The organism is Pseudomonas sp. EMN2 (assembly GCF_009650555.1).
In the GTDB taxonomy this organism is placed as follows: Bacteria; Pseudomonadota; Gammaproteobacteria; order Pseudomonadales; family Pseudomonadaceae; genus Aquipseudomonas; species Aquipseudomonas sichuanensis.
Map to the genome: position 1 here is coordinate 1 of NZ_VZZR01000056.1, position 25646 is coordinate 25646.

General features: G+C 65.3%; 17 protein-coding genes and 1 pseudogene. 3 read left to right on the plus strand and 15 right to left on the minus strand.

Annotated features, from left to right (window positions below):
• Nucleotides 1–236: 236 nt before the first annotated feature.
• From F6X61_RS17480 to mexE, 3 genes are read right to left on the minus strand one after another with little or no spacing between them, the layout of a single operon-like run.
• On the minus strand, nt 237–1652 hold the full coding sequence (locus F6X61_RS17480; RefSeq protein WP_153787666.1) for an efflux transporter outer membrane subunit: 1416 nt from the start codon (nt 1650–1652) through the stop codon (nt 237–239).
• Complete coding sequence (locus F6X61_RS17485) at nt 1649–4828, minus strand: efflux RND transporter permease subunit (protein WP_153787667.1); 3180 nt, start codon at nt 4826–4828, stop codon at nt 1649–1651. Before F6X61_RS17485 ends, F6X61_RS17480 begins: the two co-directional genes overlap by 4 nt.
• A 12-nt stretch (nt 4829–4840) precedes the next feature.
• Nucleotides 4841–6082: a multidrug efflux RND transporter periplasmic adaptor subunit MexE gene (gene mexE / locus F6X61_RS17490; protein ID WP_153787668.1), complete on the minus strand. Its 1242-nt coding sequence runs from the start codon at nt 6080–6082 to the stop codon at nt 4841–4843.
• A 294-nt stretch (nt 6083–6376) separates the two neighbouring features.
• Between mexE and F6X61_RS17495 the strand changes: the two genes are divergently transcribed.
• Nucleotides 6377–7549, plus strand: a complete 1173-nt coding sequence (locus F6X61_RS17495; protein ID WP_256671376.1) for an MFS transporter — start codon at nt 6377–6379, stop codon at nt 7547–7549.
• A 315-nt stretch (nt 7550–7864) separates the two neighbouring features.
• Here the strand turns inward: F6X61_RS17495 and F6X61_RS17500 are convergent, their stop codons facing one another.
• The 4 genes from F6X61_RS17500 to ppnN form a co-directional block, all read right to left on the minus strand.
• Nucleotides 7865–9256 (minus strand): HAMP domain-containing sensor histidine kinase, encoded by a 1392-nt coding sequence (locus tag F6X61_RS17500; protein ID WP_153787670.1) that lies wholly within the window; start codon nt 9254–9256, stop codon nt 7865–7867.
• Nucleotides 9234–9914: a response regulator transcription factor gene (locus F6X61_RS17505; RefSeq protein WP_153787671.1), complete on the minus strand. Its 681-nt coding sequence runs from the start codon at nt 9912–9914 to the stop codon at nt 9234–9236. Before F6X61_RS17505 ends, F6X61_RS17500 begins: the two co-directional genes overlap by 23 nt.
• Nucleotides 9915–10014: 100 nt before the next feature.
• On the minus strand, nt 10015–11838 hold the full coding sequence (locus tag F6X61_RS17510; protein WP_153787672.1) for a diguanylate cyclase domain-containing protein: 1824 nt from the start codon (nt 11836–11838) through the stop codon (nt 10015–10017).
• 102 nt (nt 11839–11940) lie between these two features.
• Complete coding sequence (gene ppnN, locus F6X61_RS17515) at nt 11941–13314, minus strand: nucleotide 5'-monophosphate nucleosidase PpnN (protein ID WP_125463733.1); 1374 nt, start codon at nt 13312–13314, stop codon at nt 11941–11943.
• A gap of 229 nt (nt 13315–13543) precedes the next feature.
• On the opposite strand from ppnN, the gene F6X61_RS17520 reads away from it, so the two are divergent.
• Nucleotides 13544–14290 carry an SDR family oxidoreductase gene (locus F6X61_RS17520; RefSeq protein WP_153787673.1) on the plus strand — a complete coding sequence of 249 codons (747 nt, stop codon included), beginning with the start codon at nt 13544–13546 and terminating at the stop codon, nt 14288–14290.
• A gap of 1 nt (nt 14291) precedes the next feature.
• On the opposite strand, the gene F6X61_RS17525 is transcribed toward F6X61_RS17520, so the two are convergent.
• The 4 genes and pseudogenes from F6X61_RS17525 to F6X61_RS27290 all read right to left on the minus strand — a co-directional run.
• Nucleotides 14292–16355 carry a PAS domain-containing protein gene (locus F6X61_RS17525; protein WP_153787674.1) on the minus strand — a complete coding sequence of 688 codons (2064 nt, stop codon included), beginning with the start codon at nt 16353–16355 and terminating at the stop codon, nt 14292–14294.
• Between the two features lie 54 nt (nt 16356–16409).
• Nucleotides 16410–17819, minus strand: a complete 1410-nt coding sequence (gene mapR, locus F6X61_RS17530; RefSeq protein ID WP_125858342.1) for a GntR family transcriptional regulator MpaR — start codon at nt 17817–17819, stop codon at nt 16410–16412.
• A gap of 39 nt (nt 17820–17858) precedes the next feature.
• Complete coding sequence (gene ccoG / locus F6X61_RS17535; protein ID WP_153787675.1) at nt 17859–19268, minus strand: cytochrome c oxidase accessory protein CcoG; 1410 nt, start codon at nt 19266–19268, stop codon at nt 17859–17861.
• Nucleotides 19269–19388: 120 nt separating this feature from the next.
• A pseudogene (locus F6X61_RS27290) lies at nt 19389–19520 on the minus strand (DUF3203 family protein); the annotation flags it as partial.
• Between the two features lie 169 nt (nt 19521–19689).
• Between F6X61_RS27290 and F6X61_RS17545 the strand changes: the two are divergent.
• Nucleotides 19690–20205: an MgtC/SapB family protein gene (locus tag F6X61_RS17545; protein WP_153787677.1), complete on the plus strand. Its 516-nt coding sequence runs from the start codon at nt 19690–19692 to the stop codon at nt 20203–20205.
• 551 nt (nt 20206–20756) lie between these two features.
• Here F6X61_RS17545 and F6X61_RS17550 read toward each other — a convergent pair.
• From F6X61_RS17550 to mrdA, 4 genes are all read right to left on the minus strand, one after another.
• Nucleotides 20757–21656: a hydroxymethylglutaryl-CoA lyase gene (locus F6X61_RS17550; protein WP_153787678.1), complete on the minus strand. Its 900-nt coding sequence runs from the start codon at nt 21654–21656 to the stop codon at nt 20757–20759.
• 20 nt (nt 21657–21676) lie between these two features.
• Entirely contained in the window at nt 21677–22078 is a 402-nt protein-coding gene (locus tag F6X61_RS17555) for a MerR family DNA-binding transcriptional regulator (RefSeq protein ID WP_110994597.1), read from the minus strand.
• 113 nt (nt 22079–22191) lie between these two features.
• Complete coding sequence (locus F6X61_RS17560; protein ID WP_153787679.1) at nt 22192–23145, minus strand: endonuclease; 954 nt, start codon at nt 23143–23145, stop codon at nt 22192–22194.
• A 103-nt stretch (nt 23146–23248) separates the two neighbouring features.
• The gene (mrdA, locus tag F6X61_RS17565) at nt 23249–25141 is read right to left on the minus strand and encodes a penicillin-binding protein 2 (protein ID WP_153787680.1); all 1893 of its coding nucleotides are present in this window, start codon (nt 25139–25141) and stop codon (nt 23249–23251) included.
• Nucleotides 25142–25646 lie beyond the last annotated feature (505 nt).

The window sequence follows — 25646 nt, forward strand, 5'->3', positions numbered from 1 at the left end:
CCGAAACAAACTGTGGGAGCGGGTTTACCCGCGAAGCGCCGCGCGGGCGGCGCTCGATCTCATAGGCGCTGCAAGGGTTGTGGCGGGCACCTGGTGGCCCTGACCCAATCTTTCGACATGCACCTGGCAGCCATCCCTCAATCCCCACCCCACAAAAAAGCCCCGACAACCAAGGCCATCGGGGCAAACGGTTGGGGGAGGATCCAACCAAAGGAGCTTTCAATTCAATCGGTCACTCAGCGCGTACTGGCCACCACCTCCGGCTGCCAGCCACCACCCAGGGCCTTGTAGATCGCCACGATGCCGCTGTACAACTCGACCTCGCCCTGGGCCTGGGCGTCTTCGGCGCTCAGGCGTTCGCGCTCTGCGTCGAGCAGCACCAGGTAATCCACCGTCCCTTCGCGGTAACGCACCGAGGCCAGCTCGGCGGCCTTGCGGCTGGCATCGCTCTGGCGCATCAGAGCCAGCAAACGCTGCTGACGCTTGCCGTAGTCGCTGAAGGCGTTGGCCGACTCTTCCAGGGCCAACAGCACTTGCTGCTCATAGTTGGCCAGTGCGCCGTCAGCATCGGCCTTGGCGCCACGCAGGCGCGCACGCACGCTGCCCAGGTCGAATGCCGCCCAAGTGATGCTCGGGCCCAGCGCCCAGGCGTTGGAGGCGGCCGAGCCGATCTGCGAGCCGCGCGCGGCGGTGAAACCGAGGAACCCGCTCAGGCTCACCCGTGGGAACAGGTCGGCGGTGGCCACGCCCACATTGGCGGTGGCCGCGGCCAGCTGGCGTTCGGCGCTGCGGATGTCCGGGCGGCGACGCAGCAGCTCGCCGGGGTCGCCCACCGGCAGGGCCTTGGCGATGGCCGGCAGGGCCTTGGGCGACAGGTCCACGGTCAGGGCGTCCGGGCGCTGGCCGAGCAGGGTGGCGATGCGGTTCTTCGCCCGCACCTGCACCGCCTGCAACTGCGGCACGGTGGCTTCGACACCGGCCAGGCGGGCGTCGGCGCGCACCACATCGAGCTCGTTGCCGACCCCGGTGTCACGCAGGGTGACGGTAATGTCGCGCGATTGCTGCTGGGTCTTGAGGTTGGCCACGGCGATCTGCTCGCGCAGCTGGGCGCCGCGCAATTGACCGTAGGCATCCACCAGCTCGGCGATCAGGCTGACCTGCAGCTGCTGCAGGTCGGCCTCGGCGGCCGCTTCCTGCGCTTCGCTGGCTTCGATCTGGCGCTGGATACGGCCAAACAGGTCGAGCTCCCAGGCCATGTCCAGGCCCAGGTCGTAACGCTCGCTGTTGACCCGGCGCTCGGTCTGGCCGGGGATCTGGCCCTTGCCCAGGTCGCTGCTGGCGCGGCTGGTGACCACCGGCAGCTGGTCGTTGGCGGCGTCGTCGCGGATCGCCCGTGCCGCTTTCAGGCGGGCGAAGGCGATGCGCAGGTCGCGGTTGCCGTCCAGCGAGGCTTGCACCAGCTGGTTCAGCACTGGGTCGTCGAACTGCTTCCACCAAACGCTCTCGAAGCGGCTGCGGTCGAAGGCCTTGGCTTCAAGGCTGCTGTCGAGCTTGGCCGGCTCGGTGGCCGGGGCCTTGTAGTCCGGGCCCACGGCGCAGGCCGCCAGGGCCAGCGCCAACAGGCTCGGGGTCAGGGGTTTGAGCAGGTTCATGCATGGTTCTCCAGCGGCAGTGCGCGTTCGGCCTTGCGGGCCTGACGACGCTCGACGAAGCGGCGGATCAGGAAGAAGAACACCGGGGTCAGGAACAGGCCGAACACGGTCACCCCGATCATCCCCGAGAACACCGCCACACCCATGGCGTGACGCATTTCCGAGCCGGCACCGGAGCTGAACACCAGCGGCACCACACCCATGATGAAGGCGATCGAGGTCATCAGGATCGGCCGCAGGCGCAGGCGGCAGGCTTCCAGTACCGCAGCCAGCGGGTCGAGGCCTTTGGCCTGTTCATCCTTGGCGAACTCGACGATCAGAATCGCGTTCTTGCACGCCAGGCCCACCAGTACGATCAAACCGATCTGGGTGAAGATGTTGTTGTCGCCACCCGAGATGATCACGCCGGTGATGGCCGACAGCAGGGTCATCGGTACGATCAGGATCACCGCCAGCGGCAGGCTCCAGCTCTCGTACTGGGCCGCCAGCACCAGGAACGCCAGCAGTACGCACAGCGGGAACACGAACAGCGCGGTGTTGCCCGAGAGGATCTGCTGGTAGGTCAGGTCGGTCCACTCGAAGGTCATGCCGTTGGGCAGCTCTTCCTTGAGCAGTTTCTCGATCGCCGCCTCGGCCTGGCCGGAGCTGTAGCCAGGGGCTGCGGCGCCGTTGATCTCGGCAGTGATGAAGCCGTTGTAGTGCATGACGCGGTCAGGCCCCGAGGTATCGCTGACCTTGAGGAAGGTCGCCAGCGGGATCATCTCGCCCAGGTTGTTGCGTACCTTCAGCTGGCCGATCTGCTCGGCGTCGAGGCGGAACTGCTGCTCGGCCTGGACGTTGACCTGGTAGGTGCGGCCAAAGCGGTTGAAGTCGTTGGTGTACAGCGAACCCAGGTAGACCTGCAGGGTGTCGAAGATGTCGGTGATCGCCACGCCGTGGGTCTTGGCCTTTTCCCGGTCGATGGCGGCATCGACCTGGGGCACGTTGACCTGGTAGCTGGTGAACAGGCCCGCCAGCTCCGGCACGTTGTGGCTCTTGGCGATGATGTTCTGGGTCTCTTTGTACAGCGCTTCGTAGCCCAGGTTGCCACGGTCCTCGATCTGCAGGCGGAAGCCGCCGATGGTGCCAAGGCCTTGTACCGGCGGTGGCGGGAAGATCGCGATGTAGGCGTCCTGGATATCGGCGAACTGGGCGTTCAAGGCTGCCGCGATGGCCGCCGCCGACTGGCTCGGGTCCTTGCGCTCGTCAAACGGCTTGAGCGGGGTGAACACGATGCCGCTGTTGGGGCTGTTGGTGAAACCGTTGATCGACAGGCCCGGGAAGGCCACCGAATCGGCCACGCCCGGTTGCTTGAGGGCGATCTCGCTCATGCGCTTGATCACCGCCTCGGTGCGGTCGAGGCTGGCCGCGTCCGGCAACTGGGCGAAGGCCACCAGGTACTGCTTGTCCTGGGCCGGGACGAAGCCGGTCGGGGTGGTCGAGAAGCCCAGGTAGGTCAGGCCCATCAAGCCGGCATAGACGAACAAAGCGATGCCGCTGGAGCGGATGACCCGGCGCACGCCACCGACGTAGCCATGGCTGGCGCGGTCGAAGAAGCGGTTGAACGGGGCGAACAGCCAGCTGCCCAGCAGTTTTTCCAGGAACCGCGAGAAACGGTCCTTGGGTGCATGGTGGTCCTTGAGCAGCACGGCGGCCAGGGCCGGCGACAGGGTCAGCGAGTTGAACGCCGAGATCACGGTGGAGATGGCGATGGTCAGGGCGAACTGCTTGTAGAACTGCCCGGTAAGGCCAGAGATGAACGCCGCTGGCACGAACACCGCGCACAGCACCAGTGCCGTGGCGATGATCGGCCCGGTCACCTCGCTCATGGCCTTTTGCGTGGCTTCCAGCGGTTTCAGGCCCAGCCCGATGTTGCGCTCGACGTTCTCCACCACCACGATGGCGTCGTCCACCACGATACCGATGGCCAGCACCAGCCCGAACAACGACAGCGCGTTGAGCGAGAAGCCGAACAGGTGCATCACCGCGAAGGTACCGATCAGCGACACCGGCACGGCCAGCAACGGGATGATCGAGGCGCGCCAGGTTTGCAGGAACAGGATGACGACCAGTACCACCAGGATCAGCGCTTCGAACAGGGTGTGCACCACCGCTTCGATGGAGCCACGGACGAACACGGTCGGGTCATAGACGATGCTGTAGTCCATGCCTTCGGGGAAGTCCTTCTTCAGCTCGGCCATTTTCGCCCGCACTTCGTCGGAGATCTCGATGGCGTTGGAGCCTGGGCGCTGGAAGATCGGGATGGCCACGGCCGGCTGGTTGTTCAGCAGCGAGCGCAGGGCGTACTGGCTGGAGCCTAGCTCGACCCGGGCGATGTCCTTCAGGCGAGTGATTTCACCGTCGGCACCAGCACGGATGATGATGTTCTCGAACTCTTCCTCGTTGACCAGTCGGCCTTGGGTGTTGATCGACAGCTGGAAGCTGGTGGAGCCGGGGGCGGGTGGTGCGCCCAGCTGGCCTGCGGCGACCTGGCGGTTCTGTTCGCGGATCGCGGCCACCACATCGCTGGCGGTCAGGTTGCGCGAAGCGGTCTTGTTCGGGTCGAGCCATACCCGCAGCGAGTAGTCGCCCATGCCGAACAGCTGCACGTCGCCCACACCACCCAGGCGAGCCAGCTCGTCCTTGATGTTGAGGATGGCGTAGTTGGACAGGTAGAGCATGTCGTAGCGGTTATCCGGCGAGGTCAGGTGCACGACCATGGTCAGGTCGGGCGAGGCCTTGTCGACGGTGATACCGATACGCGTCACTTCTTCCGGAAGCTTCGGCTGGGTACGGGTGACACGGTTCTGCACCTGCACCTGGGCGTTGTCCAGGTCGGTGCCCAGGGCGAAGGTGATGGTCAGGGTGAGCTTGCCGTCGGCGGTGGACTGCGAGGACATGTAGAGCATGTTCTCGACACCGGTGATGGCCTGCTCCAGCGGTGCGGCGACGGTTTCGCCGATTACCTTGGGGTTGGCGCCGGGGAAGTTGGCGCGCACCACCACGGTGGGCGGTACCACTTCGGGGTATTCGCTGATCGGCAGCTGGAACAGCGAGATCGAGCCCGCGATCAGCAGCACCAGCGACAGCACCGCGGCGAAGATCGGCCGGGTAATGAAGAATTTCGAGAAGTTCATCGGTGTTGTCCCTTAACCGCGTGGCGCTTGGGCGCTGGCGACTTTGACGTTGGCACCCGCTACCTTCGGCGCCGAGTTGCTGGCCTCCAGGGCCTGGCGCTGCTGGGCGAGGGCGGCGAGGGTCTGTTCGCTGGCCATCTGGGTTTCCTCAGGGGTGACCGGCGAGCCTGGGCGCACGCGCTGCAGGCCCTTGACCACGATGCGGTCGTCCTTGCCCAGGCCACTGCGCACGATGCGCAGGCCCTCGAGCTTCGGCCCCAGTTCCACGGCGCGGTAGGCGGCCTTGTTGTCCTTGTCCATGACCAGCACGAACTTCTTGCCAAGGTCGGTGCCGACCGCTTCGTCGTTGATCAGCACGGCGTCGTACTGAGCGCTGCCGACCAGCTTCAGGCGGGCGTACAGGCCGGGGGTGAACTGGCCGTCGCGGTTGTCGAACACGGCGCGGCCACGGATGGTGCCGGTGCGCGGGTTGACCTGGTTGTCGACGAAGTTCATCTGGCCCAGGTGCGGGTTGCCGGTTTCGTTGGTCAGGCCCAGGTACACCGGGGTGCTCTGGCCGCGCTGACCTTCACGCGCCAACTGGGTGTACTTGAGGTACACGCGCTCGTCGGCGTCGAAGTAGGCGTACACCTTGTCGGTGGAAACCACGCTGGTCAGCGGCGTGACGTCGGCACTGACGATGTTGCCGGCGGTGAACTGGGCGCGGCTGACGCGGCCGCTGATCGGCGCGGTGACCCGGGTGAAGCTGAGGTTCAGGCGGGCCAGGTCCAGTTGTGCCTGGATCGCATCGACCCCGGCACGGGCTTCGGCAGCGGCGCTGCTGCGCGACTCGGCAAGCTCGGCGGAGATCGCGTTGCTGTCGCGCAGGCGCTCGCCACGGCGGGCCTCGTTGGCGCTGCGGATAGCGGTGGCCTTGGCCTGCTGCACCTGGGCTTCGAGGCGGCGGACTTCAGCCTGGAACGGGCGTGGGTCGATCTGGAACAGCAGGTCGCCTTTTTTCACCTGGGCGCCTTCGGTGAAGGCCACCAGGTCGATCTGGCCCGAGACCCGTGGGCGCACCTCGACGGTTTCCGGCGCTTCCAGGCGGCCGGTGAACTCGTCCCATTCGTTGATCGGTTGCTCGATCACCTTGGCGACGCTGACCTTGGGCGCGGCGGGAGCCTGCATGGCGTCTGGTGTGCGGCCGCAGGCGCTGAGTACCACCACTGCCAGGGCAGCGAGGGGGAAGCGCAAGGGTTTGAGTGAGTGATCCATGGAGAACTCCGCCAATGTATTAGTAGTGGGCGGAGTGTGAGTGCCTTGCGCGTGGCGCACGAATCGAACACAGCGAAGGTTATTATCACGGGCAATGATATGACGGTCGTCAGTATCGACATGGTGCATGATTGCCTGTGCCCGGCACCGGCTTCGCCGATGCATCGCTGGCAAGCCAGCTCCCACAGGGTTTGCGCAAGATTTGAGATCGGCGCAGTCGGTGTGGGAGCCGGCTTGCCGGCGATGAAGGCAACGCTGTTTCTGTTTTTTACCCCTGTTCAACAAGGCTCTGTAGTGGATTCCACCGTTCGCATTCCCTCAAACCTGTCCATCGTCTGGCTCGGCGTACTGCAAATCCTGGTCTGGGGTGGCTCGTTCTTCCTGATGGCGGTGATGGCCGCGCCGATCAGCCGCGATACCGGCTGGCCCAGCCAGTGGGTGTACGGCGCGCTGTCGCTGAGCCTGCTGGTCTCGGCGTTGCTGGCGCCGTTGTCCAGCCGCCTGATCGCCCGTTACGGCGGGCGCCCGCAGTTGGCGGCCAGCGGCGCGGTGGTGGCGCTTGGGCTGCTGCTGATGGCCGCCAGCCCTGACCTGGGGCTGTTCTTGCTGGCCTGGGTGGTGATCGGCGTGGGCATGGCCATGGGCTTGTACGAGGCGCTGTTTGCCACCCTGGGGGCGCTGTATGCCGAGGGCGCGGGACGGGCGATCACCGGGGTGACGCTGATTGCCGGTTTTGCCTCGACGCTGTCCTGGCCCACCGTGGCGCTGTTGATCGAGCAACTGGGCTGGCGCCAGGCCTGTGTGGTGTATGCCGTGGTGCTGTTGCTGGTGGTGGCGCCGCTGTACTGGAAGGTGCTGCCGCCCGGCGGCCAGTTGACTGGGCGCAAGGCCCAGGCCGGTGAGGCGGGCGAGGCCATCGACCGACGCTTGTACCTGCTGCTGACGACGATCTTCGCCATCGGCGCGATCATCATGACGGCGATTGCCGTGCAGTTGGTTTCGGTGCTCCAGGGGATGGGGCATTCGCTGGCGGCAGCCATCGGCCTGGCGGCGATGCTCGGGCCGAGCCAGGTGGCGTCGCGGGTGCTGCAGATCCTGGTAGGGCGCAGGCACCCGGTGTGGACTGCGCTGGCCTGGACCAGCCTGGTGCTGATCGGCCTGCTGCTGGTGACCTTGGCCCCGGCGGCGACGGCGGTGGGGCTGCTGATCTTCGGCTGCGGCAATGGCTTGCGCGCGATTGTCCGTGGGCTGCTGCCGTTGGCAATGCTACCGCCTGCGCAATATGTGCTGTTGATGGGGCGCATGTCGCGGCCGGCGTTGATTGGTCAGGCGTTGACGCCCTTGGTGGGCGGTTATCTGTTCGAGCACCTGGGGGCATATGGCGTGTTGTACAGCCTGATTGCCCTGGCGCTGGTGAACCTGTTGCTGGTGGGGCAGGTGTTTCGCCGGGTGCGGCGAGGTAATTGAGGGGGCTGCATCTAACCTGTGGGAGCGGGTTTACCCGCGAATGCGTCATTCGATTCACTGCCGCTTTCGCGGGTGAACCCGCTCCCACAGATGACTGTCGACGCAGGCGCGACCGGCGATAGTCTTGAGGGCATGCTCTGTTATGCAGGCCGCTGCCAGCGGGCTCTGCGCTCCCTGTAGCTAGGCATGATTAAACGTGGGAGCGGGCTTGCCCCGCGAAACCAGGCAACTCGGTGTCGCCGCCTTCGCGGGGCAAGTCCGCTCCCACGCATTCAATTGCTGTGTGACTTGATCCATCACTGAAGCCTTGCCAACTCAGGAGGTTTGTCCGGTGGTCGGGCAACTCAATACCAGCCTGGCGCCACCCAGCGGGCTGGCATCCACCTGCAGGCCAAAGCCATGCAGGTCGACAATCGCCGCGACGATCGACAAACCCAGGCCAAAGCCGGCATGGCGATGACCTTCTTCGCTGCGGTAGAAGCGCTTGAGCACTGCTTCGCGCTCGTCAGCGGGAATTCCCGGGCCGCTGTCCTCGACGGCAATCTGCACGCCGCGCTCGTCCTGGCTTGCTGCAATCCGCACCTGGCCACCCTCGGGGGTGAACTTGATGGCATTGCCCACCAGGTTGGCCAGGGCCTCGAACAGCAATTCGCGGTCGCCATGCAGCGCGGCCAACTGCGCCGGTTGCTCAAGGCTCAGGCGAATGCCGCCGTCTTCGGCCAGCGGCAGGTAGAAATCGTGCAGCTCCACCAGCAGCGCGTGCGGGTCGAGCTGGACGAAACCAGCGCGGCGTTGGCGGTCTTCCAGTTCGCTGATGCGCAGCAAACCGCGAAAGCGCGCCATCAGGGTGTCGGTTTCACCGATCGCCTGGTCCAGCGCCTCGCCTTCGGGCGAGCCGGCGCCGCTCTGCTGGCGGATGCGGTAGAGCTGGGCGCGCAGGCGCGTCAGCGGGGTGCGCAGGTCGTGGGCGATGTTGTCGCACACGCCTTTCACTTCATGCATCAAGCGCTCGATGCGGTCGAGCATGGCATTGACGATGGCGGCCAGCATGTCCAGTTCGTCGCGGCGGGCCGACAGCGGCAGGCGGTGGGTCAGGTCGCCGGCCACGATCAGGTCGGCCTGGGCCTGGATAGCGCGGATACGCTTGAGCGGCCGGCGGCGCAGCAGGTACCAGCCGGCAAAACCCGGGATCAGGGTCAGCGAGATGCCCCACAGCAGCGCATGCAGGATGATCCGGGTGACCACGAACAGCGAGCCGTTGTCGCGCACCAGCACCAGCCAACGGCCGTCCTGCACCCGGATTGCCACGGCGTCGCAGCTGTCGCGCGGCAGGTGTGGGTCGTCAGCGTCGAGGCAGCGCTTGAGCTCATGGATCTTGCCGTCCAGGCCCAGCTCCGGCGGAATGCTGCGGATGCGCCCGCCAAGCGGGTTGAGTTGCGGGTCGAACAGGCCGTAGGCGTCGAAGCTGCGTTCCTCGAAGGCCTGGCTTGCGATCAGCGCGTCGTCCAGCTGCTTGCCGCTCATGTGGGCGAACAGGTGCTGGCGCTGCATCATCGAGTGGCGGGTGAGTTTGTTCAGGTAGCTGGACACCTCGAAGTACAGCACCCCCATGAGGATGCTGCTCCAGGCCACGAAGAGGAAGCTGTACAGCGCCAGCAGGCGGCTGGTCGACGAGCTCCAGCCCTTAGACGGGTTCGGCAATGGCATAGCCGGAGCCCCGCACGGTACGGATCAGCGGGGTCTGGCCGGGGGAGTCGATCTTCTTGCGCAGGCGGCCGATGTGCACGTCGATCAGGTTGGTGCCCGGGTCGAAGTGGTAACCCCAGACTTCCTCGAAGATCATCATCCGGGTGATCACCTGGCCGGCGTGGCGCATCAGGTATTCCAGCAGCTTGTATTCGGTGGGCAGCAGGTTCAGCGCCTGCTCGCCACGGCGCGCTTCATGGCTGATCAGGTCCAGCTCCAGGTCGGCGACCTGCAGGCGGGTCTGGGTCATGGGCGTGCTGTTGCGGCGCAGCAGCACTTCGACCCGGGCGGCCATCTCGTCCGAGGCGAAGGGCTTGGTCAGGTAGTCGTCGCCGCCGGCACGCAGGCCGCGCACCCGTTCGTCGACATCCGACAGGGCGCTGATCATCAGGATGGGGGTGGCGATCTTGAGGTTGCGCAGGGTGGTGACGATGGTCAGGCCGTCCACCTCCGGCAGCATGCGGTCCAGGGTGATCAGGTCGTAGCCGCCGGCAATGGCTTTGGCCAGGCCCTCGCGGCCATTGTCGGCCCAGTCCACGTCAAGGCCGTGGCTGGAGAGTTCGGCGACGATTTCCTGGCCGGTGACGGCGTCGTCTTCAATGGTCAGTACGCGTGGCATGCGGGTTCCTGGGCGCAAGGGGGATGACTGATTGTGCCAAAGAATAGACAAACGGCGATTTAAGAAAAATTCATCTGGATCAGGGAACCTGCGCGATCGCTCAGTCCGCCGCCAGGCACCAGCGGTTGCGCCCGCCGCGCTTGGCCTGGTACATGGCCTGGTCGGCGCGGGCCAGCGCGTCTTCGGCAGCCAGCGGCGCTTGCTGCGGCTGGTTGAGGTGGATGCCGATACTGGCGCCGATACGCAGCACCTTTTGCTCGACGCCAAAGGGCACCGACAGGGTATCGCACAGTTTGCGGCCGATCTCCTCGGCTGCGGCGGCGCTGGTGACCGAGCGGGCGATGATGACGAACTCGTCCCCGGCCAGGCGCGCCACCAGGTCGTCGTTGCGCATGGCCGCCTGCATTCGCGTGGCCGCGGCCTGCAGCAACAAGTCGCCGGCTTCGTGGCCGTGGTTGTCGTTGACTTGCTTGAAGCCATCCAGGTCGATGAACAACAGGGCGAACGCCGTGCGCTGCAGCAGCAGGTAATCCAGCGCCTGGAACAGCGCCGCGCGGTTGGGCAGGCCGGTCAGCGGGTCGAGGGTCGCCTGGTCGAGCAGGGTCTGCTCGCGGCGCTTGCGCTCGGTCACGTCCAGCGACATGACGAAGAAGCCTTCCACGGCACCATTGCGGATGTCGGGCACGTAGCTGGCGTGCCAGATGCGCGGGTCGTCGTCGTGGTAACGCACGTTGTCGGCCTCGATGCGCTCGCCGGCCAGCGCCCGCCGGAAGCACGGCAGCAGTTGCTGGTAGATCCCGGGGGCCAGTACCTCCTGTACCTTGCGCCCTTTGAGCGCGGCCGGATCCAGCCCGAAGATGTCCCGGTACACCGCGTTGTTGAAGCGGTATTCCAGGTCGTTGCCGATCTGCGCGATCAGCACCGGCAGGTTGTCGGCGATGGCCTGCAGGGTTTCCTGGCTGCGTTCGAGCGCCTCGGTGCGCTGCGCCACCTGCTGCTCCAAGGTCGCCTGGTAACGCTGCAGCAGGTGCTGGCGGCGACGGCGCTCGCTGATGTCGCGGGCGAAGGCCACGACCTGCTCGGCCTGGCCGCTGTCGCCGCGCAGCATCGACAGGCTCAGCTCGATCCAGGTCTTGCTGGCCAGGCGCACTTCGATCACGCCGACTTCCCGCTCGCCGGCCAGCAAGGCCAGCCACAGCGGCTGGAAGGTGGCCAGGCCGTCGTCAGCCAGCAGTTGCGCGAGTTGTAGCAGCACCAGTTCCTCGGGCGGGCGGTTGAGCAATTGGCAGAATTCGCGGTTGGCTTCGAGTATCCGCCCGTCCAGCCCTATCAGCGCCTTGCTGGTGGGGCTTTGCCGGAACACCTGGCGAAAGCGCGACTCGTTGGCCGCCTGGGCTTGACGCTGCGCCGCCTGCACCTTGTGCGGGCCGGTAGCCTGGCTGCGCTGCAGCACCTGCTGCTCGACCAGCCGCGCCAGGTCCTGCAACCGCGCCAGGGCTTCGTCGGACAGCTCGCGCGGGCGGGTGTCGAGCACGCACAGGGTGCCCAGGGTCAGGTCATTGGCAAAACGCAGCGGAATGCCGGCGTAGAAGCGGATGTGCGGCGCGCCGCTGACCAGCGGATTGTCGGCGAAGCGTGCGTCGTTGAGTGCGTCGGGAATCACCAGCGCTTGTTCGGCATGCAGCGCGTGGGCGCAGAACGCCAGGTCCCGCGGGGTCTCTGCTGCATCCAGACCATGGCGCGATTTGAACCACTGGCGATTGACGTCCACCAGCGACACCAGTGCCATCGGCACGTCGAGCAGGCTGCTGGCCAACCGGGTGATACGGTCGAACGCCTCCTCGGCTGGGGTGTCGAGCAGCTCCAGGCTGTGCAGCAAGCACAGCCGTTCGGCTTCATTGAGAGGGGCAGGGGCGATCTGCATAAGCACGGGCTCTTCAATTCACAGACAGGCAACGATAGCGCTGCTGCGCCGCCCTGCAACCCTGGTAGATGCCCGGAGCCGCTCGCGCGGCCCCGGATTGGCTCAGCTCACCACCTGGTAGCACGGCACATAGGCCGCGCCGCCCGGCAGTTTCATCCGGTGCTGGTCGACGAACGCCTGCAGCAGGCGGCCCAGCGGGTCGAGGATCGCCGCGTCGCCGCGGATCTGGTACGGCCCGTGTTCTTCGATCAGGCGGATGCCTTTGTCCTTGACGTTGCCGGCGACGATGCCGGAGAAGGCCCGACGCAGGTTGGCGGCCAGCTCATGGGGCGGCAGGTCGCGGCGCAGGGCCAGGTTGGCCATGTTCTCGTGGGTGGGGTCGAACGGGTGCTGGAAGCCTTCGGCGATCTTCAGCAGCCAGTTGAAGTGGAACGCATCGTTGCGTTCGCGACGGAACTGCTTGACCGCCTTGAGCCCTTCGACCATCTGCCGGGCCACCTCGGCCGGGTCGTCGATGATGATCTGGTAGTGGCGTTGCGCGGCTTCGCCAAGGGTGGCGCCAACGAAGGCGTGCAGTTGCAGCAGGAACGCCTCGGCGCTGCGCGGCCCGGTGAGGATGACCGGGAAGGGCAGCTCGTGGTTGTCCGGGTGCATGAGGATGCCGAGCAGGTAGAGGAATTCCTCGGCGGTGCCGGCGCCGCCGGGGAAGATGATGATGCCGTGGCCGACGCGGACGAAGGCTTCGAGACGCTTCTCGATGTCCGGCAGGATCACCAGCTCGTTGACGATCGGGTTGGGCGCCTCGGCGGCGATGATGCCCGGTTCGGTCAGGCCCAGGTAGCGGCTGCCGTGCATGCGCTGCTTGGCGTGGGCGATGGTGGCGCCCTTCATCGGGCCTTTCATCACGCCCGGGCCGCAGCCGGTGCAGACGTCCAGCTTGCGCAGGCCCAGCTCGTGGCCGACCTTCTTGGTGTACTGGTATTCCTCGCTGCTGATCGAGTGGCCGCCCCAGCACACGACCATTTTCGGCTCGACGCCCGGGCGCAGGGTGCGCGCGTTGCGCAGCAGGTGGAAGACGTAGTCGGTGAGGCCTTGGGAGCTCTCAAGGTCAATGCGCTGGCTGGCCAGCTCGCTTTCGGTGTAGACGATGTCGCGCAGGGCGCTGAACAGCATTTCGCGGGTGCTGGCGATCATTTCGCCATCGACGAAGGCATCGGCCGGGGCGTTGAGCAGTTCGAGGCGTACGCCGCGGTCCTGTTGGTGAATACGCACCTCGAAGTCCTTGTAGGCTTCGAGGATGGTCTTGGCATTGTCGACATGGGCGCCGGTATTGAGGATCGCCAGGGCGCACTGGCGGAACAGGGTGTAGAGGCTGCCGGTACCGACTTCGCTCAGTTGCTGGACTTCACGTTGCGACAGGGTCTCCAGGCTGCCTTTGGGGCTGACGGAGGCGTTGATGACATTGCGTTGGGGCATCTAAGTCGTTCCTGTGCGGGTAAAACATCCTTCTTGGACAACACCATACAAGCAAATGTGCGGGGTAACGAGGGGGGCTTTGAAAAAGCTGGTCCGGTGAGTGGGCTTAGTGTGCATGGCGATGAATTTGCAGCGCCATAGACCTGTCCGCCTCTACGCCACCCCCATTGCTCCCCCCAACGCTTTTCCCCTAATCTCGCAGGACTTTCCCATTCATCCGGACCGATCCATGGACAAGGTCATCGTCATCACCGGCGCCAGCCGGGGTATAGGCGCCGCCACCGCGTTGCTGGCGGCGCAGCAGGGCTACCGTATCTGCATCAACTACCACGCCGACGACCAGGCCGCCGAAGCGGTGCTGGCGCAGGTTCGCGAACTGGGCGCCACGGCCATTGCGGTGCGCGCCGATGCCAGTGTCGAGGACGAAGTGGCGCAACTGTTCCTGCGCGTCGACCATGAACTTGGCCCGGTCACCGCACTGGTCAACAACGCCGGCACCATCGGTCAGCAGAGCCGGCTCGAGGACATGTCCGAGTTCCGCCTGCTCAAGATGATGAAAACCAATGTGGTCGGGCCGATGCTGTGCGCCAAGCACGCGCTGCTGCGCATGTCGCGCCGCCACGGCGGGCAGGGCGGGGCGATCGTCAATGTGTCGTCGGTGGCCGCGCGCCTGGGGTCGCCCAACGAATACGTCGACTACGCCGCTTCCAAAGGCGCGCTGGACACCTTCACGGTCGGCCTGGCCAAGGAAGTGGCCGGCGAGGGAGTGCGGGTCAATGGTGTGCGGCCCGGTTACATCCACACCGGTTTCCACGCCCTGAGCGGCGACCCGGATCGGGTCGCCAAGCTCGAGCCTGGCCTGCCTATGGGGCGTGGTGGCCGTCCTGAGGAAGTCGCCGAGGCGATTCTTTGGCTGCTGTCGGACAAGGCGTCCTACTCCACCGGCAGCTTCATCGACCTGGGCGGTGGGCGCTGAGTCAGCCTGGCGCGAGCAGTTCGGCCACTTTGTCGGCGATGTCGCCGAGTTCGAATGGCTTGAGCAGCACCGCCGTACGCGGCGGCAGCACGCCGTCACTGAGCGCCGCGCTTTCGTCATAACCGGTAATGAACAATACCGGCAGATCCGCATGTCGGGCACGGCACGCCTCGGCCACCTGCCGGCCGTTTTGGCCTCCGGGCAGGCCGATGTCGCTGATCAGCAAGTCTGGCAAGAGTCCGTGCGCCATGGCCTCGAGGGCTTGCGCGCCGTTTTCCACGCTGTGCACCTGATGGCCGAATTCCTCTAGCACTTCACCGATCACCAGGCGCAAGGCCGCCTGGTCCTCCACCAATAGAATCGTTGATCCCTGCTGACGAACCTGATCGGCGGTCTTTGCCCGTTGCTCGCACACCAAGGGCGCTGTGAAATGCCGTGGCAGGAAAAGCTCGACCAGCGTGCCTACACCCAAGGTCGAGTGGATCAGCAGTTGGCCACCAGATTGACGCACGAAACCGTAAGCCATGGACAACCCGAGCCCGGTGCCCTGACCCAGGGGCTTGGTGGTAAAGAACGGGTCGATGGCGCGCTCCGCCACCTCCAGGGGCATGCCGCGGCCGTTGTCACGCACGCTCAGGCACAGGTAATCGCCGGCGGGCAGGTCGAGTTGGGCGGCACGTTCTTCGTCGAGTAGCTGGTTGGCGCAGTGAATGTCGATCAGACCGCCGGAGGGCAGGGCGTCGCGGGCATTGATGCACAGGTTGAGCAGGGCGCTCTCCAACTGCGGCGGGTCGATGAAGGTGGGCCACAGGTCATCGGCACAGTGGACGCTGAGCTGGATGGCCGGGCCGACGCTGCGGCGGATCAGTTCTTCCATCGTCTGCACCAGGGCACCCACCGCAGTCGCCTGGGGCATCAGGGTCTGGCGCCGCGAGAACGCCAGCAGTCGATGGACCAGCGCCGCGGCGCTGCGGGCGGAATTGCTGGCAGTGTCGAGCAGGCTGGGGATTTCATCCGGGCGCGATTGTTCCAGACGCTGGCGCACCAGCTCCTGGGCGCCAAGGATGCTGGCCAGGAGGTTGTTGAAGTCGTGGGCAATTCCGCCGGTGAGCTGTCCCACCGCTTCCATTTTCTGTGCCTGGCGCAGGGCTTCCTCGGCCTTGAGCAGTTGCTGCTGTTCGGATACCCGTTCAGTCACGTTGTAGGCGAACAGGTTGGCACCGATGACGTTGCCCGAGGGGGCGTGCATTGGGCTGAAGCGCAGCTCGAAGTAGTTCGTCTTCGTGCCTTCAGGAAAGGCCGCGGTCTGCACGTAGGTTTCCCCGGCCAGGGCGCGCCGCCACAGGCCCAGGTTCTTGGCCAGGCTATCGGGGTGATCGCGCATCAAATCCACCAGGCTGTCACCCACCTGCGGCGTGCTGCCGAACAGGCGTTGAAAATCCCGCTGGGCCTGCTGGTTGATGGCCAGCCAGCGCAGGTTGGTATCCAACACATGCACGTTGGCCACGCTGCGCTCGACCAGCCCGGCGAACAGCCTGCGTTCGGCCAGGGCCTCGCCGACCCGTTGTTCGAGCTGGTCATTGAGCTGCCGCAGGGCATCCTCTGCGCGGCGGCGCTCAGTCACGTCCTTGAACAGCACTGCCACCTGGCGCTTCTCGGCAGGCTCTATGCGGAAGGTGGTCACCGACAGCACATGCCCGGTGGCCACCAGTTCCTGCTCGAACTGCAATGGTTGGCCGGTGCGCAGCACCTCGCCGTAGCGGGCGACCCAGTCATCGGCTTCGTCCGGCACCAGCTCGCGCAGCTTCTGCCCGACCACGTTGGGGATGCCGGCGTGGCGGGCGTAGGCGGCATTGGCGAGGATGTGCACGTAGTCGCTGAGCGGGCCGTGCGGGCCATCGAAGAACTCGATGACGCAGAAGCCTTCGTCCATGGTGTCGAACAGGAAGCGGTACAGATCGTCATCGGAGTGCGCCTGCTGTTCGAGGCGCGCCTCCAGTTCGGCGTTGCGTTGGCGCAGCGCCTGCAGCTCTCGCTGCAGGGCGGGCAGGTTGCGGTCTGGCATGCAGGTGTCCAGCGTCGGGCATGGCGCAACTGTAGCCTGCCTTCCCACGCGCCGCTAGAACGAACGCACGATGCGCCCGAGGGTCTCCATGGCCTGTTCCGCGCCGTCGCCCCAGGGGCTGCCGTAATTGAGGCGGATGCAGTTGCCGAAGCGCCGGGTCGGCGAGAAGATCGGCCCCGGGGCGATGCTGATGCCTTGCGCCAGCGCCATGTGGAACAGCTTGAGCGCGTCCATCTGCTCGGGCAGCTCCAGCCACAGGAAGTAGCCGCCGGAGGGGTGGCTGACCTGGGTCTGGGCCGGGAAGTGCCGGGCGATGGCCGCCAGCATGTTGACCTGCTGGCCCTCCAGGGCGTAGCGCAACTTGCGCAGGTGGCGGTCGTAGCCGCCGTGCTGCAGGTAATCGGCGATCGCCGCCTGGGCCGGCATCGAGGCGCACAGCGAGGTCATCAGCTTGAGCCGCTCGATCTTCTGCGCAAAGCGCCCGGCGGCTACCCAGCCGATGCGGTAGCCCGGGGCCAGGCTCTTGGCGAACGAGCCGCAGTGCATCACCAGGCCCTCGGTGTCGAAGGCCTTGGCCGGCTTGGGCGCCTGCTGTGCGTAATACAGCTCGGCGTAGACGTCGTCTTCGATCAGCGGCACCTGGTGGCGGCGCAGCAGTTCGACCAGTTCCTGCTTCTTCGCCTCGGGCATGCTCGCGCCCACCGGGTTCTGGAAGTTGGTCATGCACCACACAGCTTTCACCGGATGTTTGTCCAGGGTTTGTGCAAGCACCGCCAGGTCCATGCCTTCGCGCGGGTGTACCGGGATTTCCACGGCCTTGAGCTTGAGGCGTTCAAGCACCTGTAGGCAGGCATAGAAAGCCGGTGCCTCGATGGCCACCAGGTCGCCCGGCTGGGTCACGGCCTGCAGGCACAGGTTGAGTGCCTCCAGCGCGCCGTTGGTGATCAGCAGTTCCTCCATCGGCAGCATCAGCCCGCCGACCATGTAGCGCAGGGCGATCTGCCTACGCAGTTGCGGGTTGCCCGGCGACAGGTCGGTGACCACCATGCGCGGGTCCATGGCCCGGCTGGCGCTGGCCAGGGAGCGGGACAGGCGTTGCAGGGGGAACAGCGTGGGGCTGGGGAAGGCCGAGCCGAACGGCACGGTGTGCGGGTCCTTGATCGAGTCGAGGATCGAGAACACCAGGCCGCTGACGTCCACATCGGTGGACTCGGTGGCCTGCGCCTGCACCTGGGGTTCGTTGAACGGGCGCGGGGCGTGGGCATTGACGAAGTAGCCCGAGCGCGGCCGGGCGCGGATCAGGCCGCGGCGTTCCAGCAGGTAGTAGGCCTGGAACACCGTGGACGGGCTGACCCCGTGGGTCTGGCTGGCATAGCGTACCGAGGGCACCCGCTGGCCGGGGCCAAGCACCCCGGTGCGGATCAGTTCGGCAATGTCGTCGGCGAAGCGTTCATAGCGTTTCATGGTGTTCTGCACGGGCAAGGTAAAGGGCAGTGTAAGGGATCAGCGGTTCATCGGCGCAACGAAGCGGCTGTGGGCGATGCTGCGCACCCCAGGCTGGTCGCTGTCCTGCAGCTCGAAGGTCAGCTCCTGCGAGCTGCTGCTCGGGCGGTCGGCCAGCAGTGCCACCGACACTGGCAGCTCGCTCATCTCGCCGGCGGCGATGCTGAACTCGGTGCGCCCGTGCAGCTCGAAACCGTCGGCGTCGACCAGGCGCAGGCGATAATGCTGCGCCTCACTGGTCTTGTTGATGATCTTGAGCAGGTAGATGTTCTCGATCTGGCCCTGGGCGTTCTCGCGGAACAGGCCTCGGTCCTTGATCACGTCCATCGATACCATGGGGCGCAGTTGCAGGGCCACGACCAGCGCGCCGACCATCACCACCAGCGCCGCGGCGTAGCCCAGCAGGCGCGGGCGCAGCCATTGGGTGGTACCGCCTTGCAGGGTGTGCTCGGACTTGTAGCCGATCAGGCCGCGGGCGTAGCCCATCTTGTCCATGACCTCGTCACAGGCGTCGATGCACGCCGCGCAACCGATGCAGCCCATCTGCAGGCCGTCGCGGATATCGATGCCGGTGGGGCAGACCTGCACGCACAGGGTGCAGTCGATGCAGTCGCCCAGGCCCTGCTCGCCGGGGATGCTGCCTTTCTTGCGTGGGCCACGGGCCTCGCCGCGGCTGGGGTCGTAGGCCACCGCCAGGGTGTCCTTGTCGAACATCACACCCTGGAAGCGCGCATAGGGGCACATGTGCATGCACACCGCCTCGCGCAGCCAGCCGGCATTGATGTAGGTGGCGGCGGTGAAGAACAGCACCCAGAACAGCGCCACGCCGCCCAGCTGCAGGCTGAACAGCTCGGCAGCCAGCGGGCGGATCGGGGTGAAGTAGCCGACGAAGGTCAGCCCGGTGAGCAGGCCGATGGCCAGCCACAATGTGTGCTTCAGGCTGCGTCGGGCGAGCTTGTTGACGCTCCAGGGCGCGGCGGCCAGCTTGATGCGCTGGTTGCGGTCGCCTTCACAGACCTTTTCGCACCACATGTACAACCAGGTCCAGGTGCTCTGCGGGCAGCTGTAGCCACACCACACGCGGCCGGCGAACACGGTGATGGCAAATAAGCCGAAGGCGCAGATGATCAGCAGCGCCGAGAGCAGGATGAAATCCTGCGGCCAGAACGTCGCGCCAAAGATGTGGAACTTGCTGTCGGCCAGGTCCCACAACACGGCCTGGCGGTCGTCCCACTGCAGCCAGGCGGTGCCGAAGAACAGCACGAACAGCGCGCCGGCAAAGGTAATTCGCAGATTACGGTAGAAGCCGCTGAAGCTGCGGGTGTGGATGCCGCCGTCCGGCTGGCTTTTGCTCTTGTTGACGGCGGTGGGGGCAATCTCGATGACTCGGAAGGGGATTCTGTCACTCATGGTTCATCGCTCATCAGGCCTCGATCAGGCCTGGGCACTATGGCCCCCGATCTGTTTGCAGCACAGACTCAGCTATTGCGATAAAAACCGTATCAGATTCTCCTCTGAAAGCCCGAGGCCTTAGATTACCGAGCCTGGGACGCTGGTCTTCAGATGCCTGCGGCTATCCACCGCACCTGCGACGGTGAGTATGTCGGTCTCGGCTTCGGTGATGGGTACGGGTTCGCCGGCCAGGATGGCTATCGACATGCGTGACCACATGCGGCTGCACCTTTCTGCCTGGTGGCACTTCCTGGGGGAGAGTGCGGTCATCTTCAATAAGGGCCTCATCGCGGGGCAAGCCCGCTCCCACGAAGAAAGGCTGCGGCTATGCGTGGGAGCGGGCTTGCCCCGCGATGAGGCGAGTGCAGGAGAACACCCGATGGAAACGATCCTCTCGACCATCCAGTCCGAATTTGCCGACATCACCGACGAACAGGAGATCACCCGCATCCTCGTACGCCTGCTGATGGCGGCGCTGCTGGGCGCGGTGCTGGGCTTCGAGCGCGAAAGCAAAGGCAAGGCGGCCGGGGTACGCACACATATGCTGGTATCCCTGGGCGCGGCGCTGTTCGTGCTGACCCCTAGCATGGCCGGAGCCGACGAACAGGCGCTGAGCCGGGTGATCCAGGGCATTGTCGCGGGCATCGGCTTTCTCGGTGCGGGCACCATCCTCAAGGGCCACGGCCAGGACACCAGCCATGTGAAGGGCCTGACCACCGCCGCCGGGCTGTGGATGACCGCTGCCATCGGCACGGCCGCCGGCATGGGGCGCGAGGCCACGGCGCTGCTCAGCACGGTGATGGCGCTGTTGGTGCTGGGCACGATGCCGCTGCTGGTGGACAAGGTGGAGGGTGTGAGCGAGGAGAAAAGCGAGGAGGAGGGCAGGAAGCACTGAGGGGAGCCGAAGCTCCCCTCATAAGCGTTGTTGCCTGCTCTTTTTTTATTATTGGAGACGGGCCATTTGTTGTTTTTGTCGGCTTTTGTCTCGGTACTGCGGGGCCCCTATCCAGGGCCAAGAGCAAACGTATTTTTTTGAGCGCTGACCTGCGTTCATGCAACGTGTGTGATCCAACCGTGACTGTCGCTACCTTCAGGTAGTTTTATTGTTCTGTGTCAGGCTGCGGGGCTCTTCTGCGAAAGCTTCCCTGGAAAGCACGTCGACTCCAAAAAAATCTGCTTGCTACGCTTCTGCCGTGTTGTTCTTGTTATGTCAGAACCGTTTCATGTTGTTTTTATTAGATGTCGCATTTTTTTGTTCTTGTTGTGCCTGAGATATAGCAGGTGCCGTGCCAACTTTTTAAAATCCTTTAAAATCAATGGTTTGGCGATTTTCGAAAAAATCGGGCACCTGAAATTTTGTCGATTTGTTTCCCTGTTACCCGATTTTTTGCTGCCAGCGGTGTGGGCGGTAACACTCCACCCACACTTGTGTGACACCGGTGTGACTCAGCCGGCGCTACGTGCCCGTGCCACCCGCGAACCGGTAACGCGGCCCAGCACCTCACTGATACGCAGGCCAGCGGCGATCAGGCGGTCGAGGTCTATGCCGGTTTCAATGCCCAGGCCCTGCAGCAGGTACAGCACGTCTTCGGTGGCAACGTTGCCGGTGGCGCCCTTGGCGTAGGGGCAGCCACCCAGGCCTGCGACCGAGCTGTCGAACACCGCGATGCCTTCGAGCAAGCTGGCATACACATTGGCCAGCGCCTGGCCGTAGGTGTCGTGGAAGTGCCCGGCCAGTTGCTCGCGCGGTACTTGCCTTGAGACCACCTCGAACAATCGGCGAGTGTCGCCGGCAGTGCCGCTGCCGATGGTGTCGCCCAGCGACACCTCGTAACAGCCCATCTCGTGCAGGGCTCGGGCTACCGGCGCGACCTGCTCGGCGCTGATTCGCCCTTCATAAGGGCAGCCCAGCACGCAGGACACGTAACCGCGCACCCGCACGCCCTGCGCGCGGGCGGCTTCGATGATCGGCTCGAAGCGCTTGAGGCTGTCGCTGATCGAGCAGTTGATATTGCGCTGCGAGAAGGCCTCGGACGCTGCCGCAAACACCGCCACCTCTTTCACCCCCGCCGCCAGGGCATCCTCGAAGCCACGCAGGTTGGGCGCCAGCGCGGCGTAGGTCACGCCGGCACGTTGCTGGATACCGGCGAACACCTCGGCGGAGCCAGCCATCTGCGGTACCCACTTGGGCGAGACGAAACTGCCCACCTCGATGTAGGCGAGGCCAGCGTCGGTAAGGTCGTCCACCAGCCGCACCTTGTCGGCGACACTGATGGGCTGGGCTTCGTTCTGCAGGCCGTCGCGGGGGCCGACTTCGACCAGGCGGACGTTCTTGGGCAATGACATGGCGGGCTTCCTGTGGCAGGTCAACGGTTGTGGGGCTGCTGGTTCAAGGTGGCGGCCAGGGCCTGCTCGCAGCGTTCCTGGGCGGTGTCCAGCTCCAGGTGCATCTGCTGGATGTCGAGCATCTGCTGCTCCAGCTGGGCACGGCGTTCGGCGATCTTGCCGAGCATGCTGTTGAGCTGCTTGAGGTTGCCGCCGGTGGGGTCGTACAGCTCGATCAGCTCGCGGCACTCGGCCAGCGAGAAGCCGATGCGCTTGCCGCGCAGGATCAGCTTGAGGGTGACCTTGTCGCGGGCCGAGTAGATGCGCTCCAGGCCGCGGCGCTCGGGGCTGAGCAGGCCCTGCTCCTCGTAGAAGCGGATGGCGCGGGTGGTGATGTCCAGCTCGCGGGACAGGTCGGAGATGCTGTAGGTCTGGCTGGTCATGCTGATGCTCGGGGGGTGGGATCAGCGTTAACCTAAAGTGTGCTTGACGTAAACGTCAAGCTGAAACCGCTGCAGGCTCCCGGCAGTCGGTATGCCGGAAGCCCGTGCAGGTGCTACTTGCAGTTACCGGCTTTGCGGTAGCCAGCCGCCTGCGCCGCGGCTTCGGAGTCGAATGCCACCTGGTTCTTCGCCGCCACCTGGGCATAACCCGGGCAGCCATTGGCCAGGTGGTAGACCTGGCTGTTGCGGTTGCCCAGCACGGCACCGTGCGCCGCCGTGCTGGCCGGGCCAGGCTTGGCCGGTTGCGCGGCGGCGGTCACCACCGGGGCGGCGCCCGCTGGCTTGTAACCTGGTGTCCAGCTGCGCTCACCGGTCACGAACGGATTGGAATGCCCCATCACCGCCGCGATGCGTCGGTCGCGTTCCTTCTCCCACGGGGTTACCGGGTACTGCTTGTCCCACGCCATCAGCAGCTGCTGTTGTTGGCGCGACATGCTCAGCTGATAGCGATCGAACATGTAGAAAGTGGTGCGCGCCACCAGGCCTTTGACTTCGTTGCGCGGTTCGGCGGCTTTCTGCTGGAAGTCGATTTTCGTCGTGCACTGGCCGTACTGCGGGGCAACGCCGGCGGCCATGCCGTAGTTGAAGTTGCTGCGGTCACCGTTCACTTCGCCCACGGCCGGGTAGAGGTTGAACAGGTCGGCCTCCATGGCGCGGAACACCGGGTCCTTGTCGACGCAGGCTTCGCGACCGCCGTTCTGCCAGCACTGGCGCTGGTGGCCGAAGGTCCAGGCCGGGACGATGTGTTCCCACTCGGTGCGCTCGGCGCGGCTCTGCTGCTTGCGGGTTTCATAACCGCAGGAAGCCGGGTCGACGCGCCCGCCAGACTTGCCGACCCAGGTCCATTTGCAGCCACAGTACAGGTCGCCCTGGGCGCTGTTGGCCTGGTCGAGGTAGATCTTCTGCTTGGCGATGACCTTGGCTTCGGTGAAGGTTGCCGGCGGGGTGGCGAAGGCGGGGGGGATGAGGGCGAGGCACAGGGATGCTGCGTACAACAGTCTTTTCATGGAGGTAGATCGACGTCGGAAAAAGCGCCGATTATACGCAGGAAGGCATCCCTTGTAGGAGCCCCCCGGCAAGGCCGCTGCTACAAGGGGTAAGCCTGAAGTCCTAGGTATGAGGCACAACCGCTTGCCCAGTACCGCCCGCGTACTGCGCCTTCAGGTGCCCTTGGTCATCCAGCAGGTAGGCATCCATCACCTCGCGCACCACTGGCCCTGCCACCCGCCCGCCGGCCTCGCCATTCTCGATCATCACCGCCACCACCACGGCCGGGTGGTCGGCCGGGGCGAAGCCAACGAACAGGGCGTTGTCACGGTGGCGCTCCAGGGTCTTGTTGCGGTTGTAGCGCTCGCCCTGCTTGATCGCTACCACCTGGGCGGTACCGCTCTTGCCGGCGATGCGGTACTGGGCCCCGGCGGCGGCGGCGCGGGCGATGCCGCGGGCATCGTGCATGACCATCTGCATGCCCTGGTTGACCTGGTCCCAGGCGCGCTTGTCGTGCAGCACGATGTCGGGCATCGGGTTGGGGTCGATGGGGGCCTGGCCGCCGACGGTCATCGCCAGGTGCGGGCGGTGCCAGGCGCCCTTGCTGGCCAGCAGGCTGGTGGCCTGGGCCAGTTGCAGCGGGGTGACCTGCATGTAGCCCTGGCCGATGCCCAGGATCAGCGTTTCGCCGGGGAACCAGGCCTGGCGGCGGGTGGCGCGCTTCCAGGCTTGCGACGGCATCAGCCCGGGGGCTTCCTCGAACATGTCCAGCGAGACCTTCTGGCCCAGGCCGAATTCGGCCATGTAGTCATGCAGCCGGTCGATGCCCAGCTTGTGCGCCAGGTCGTAGAAGTAGGTGTCGTTGGAACGCATGATCGCGGTGTACATGTCCACCCAGCCATCGCCGCTGTGGTTCCAGTTGCGGTACTTGTGGTCGTAGTTGGGCAGCTCGTAGTAACCGGGGTCGAACACCCGGCTACCGGGGGTGATCACGCCGCTGTCGAGGCCGGCGATGGCCACTTCCGGCTTGACCGTCGAGCCGGGGGCATACAGGCCGCGTAGCACGCGGTTGAACAATGGCCGGTCGATCGAGTCGCGCAGTGCCGAGTACTGTTTGGAGCTGATGCCCTTGACGAACAGGTTGGGGTCGAAGCTGGGGTTGCTGACCATCGCCAGCACGTCGCCGTTGGCCGGGTCCAGCACCACCACCGCGCCACGTCGGTCACCCAGGGCTTTTTCCGCGGCTTGCTGCAGGTGGGCGTCCAGGCTCAGCACGATGGACTTGCCCGGCACCGGGTCGTGGTGGCGCAGCACGCGCATCACCCGGCCCTGGGCGTTGGTCTCGACCTCTTCGTAACCCACCTGGCCGTGCAGTTCGTGTTCGTAGAAGCGCTCGACGCCGGTCTTGCCGATCGACTGGGTGCCACGGTATTCGGTGCTGTCGAGAGCCTTGGCTTCCTTCTCGTTGATCCGCCCGACATAGCCCACCGAATGCGCGAAGTGCTCGGCCAGCGGGTATTCGCGGATGAACTGCGGCTCCACCTCAAGTCCCGGCAGGCGGAACTGGTTGACGGCGATCAGGGCGATCTGTTCCTCGCTCAGGCCGACCATCAGCGTGACCGGTTCGAAGGGCTTGCGGCCACGGCGCAGGTCCTTGTCGAACTGGTGGCGGTCGTCCTCGCCGAGGTTGAGCACCTGTGCCAGGGCGTCGAGCACCTTGGCCGTGTCACCGGCTCGTTCGCGGGTCATGGTCAGGTTGAAGCTGGGTTTGTTGTCGGCCAGTACCACGCCATTGCGGTCATAGATCAGCCCGCGCTCGGGCGGGATCGGCAGTACGTGCACGCGGTTGTTTTCCGACACCGCGGTCTGCTGGTCATGCTGCACCACCTGCAGTACATAGAGCCGGCCCACCAGCACCGCCACCAGGCTGAACACCAGCAGGGCACAGGCCAGCAACCGGCGGTTGACCAGGTGCTTTTCTGTTTCGTGGTCCTTGAGGGGGATGGGTTGTGGCATGGGCAGTGGTGGGTCGGTCAGGGCGATACGTGCGGGGCGGCGATGCTACGCGGGCGTGCGGCGGGGCTCAAGGCGGCGGCCGGCGGGTAGCGCCGGGGAGGGGCGTCGGGCCCTGCTGGCAGGGGCATACAGGGAAGATGAAGATTCGTTCATGTCTAGGGCTAGGGGGGAGCCGTTGGCACTGCGCTCGCGCAATCTGGGATGCTTGGGGGCGCTATGCATGCTGTTCGGTTGCTGCGGCAGCGGGGCTTCAAGCATTTCGCTACGGGTTGTTGGGCTTCGCATTGTGGGGCGCAGGGGGCAATGGGCTTGAGTTGCGATTGAGTAATGTTGTTTATAGTTGCTAGTTGCTAGTTGCTAGTTGCTAGTTGCTAGTTGCTAGTTGCTAGTTGCTAGTTGCTAGGGGGTGGGTTTATGTAGTTGTATGCGCATTCATTTGCGATGTCGACGCGTAGTCACCTTTCCGCCCTTACGGCGGGTTACTTTGGTCTTGGCCAAAGTAACC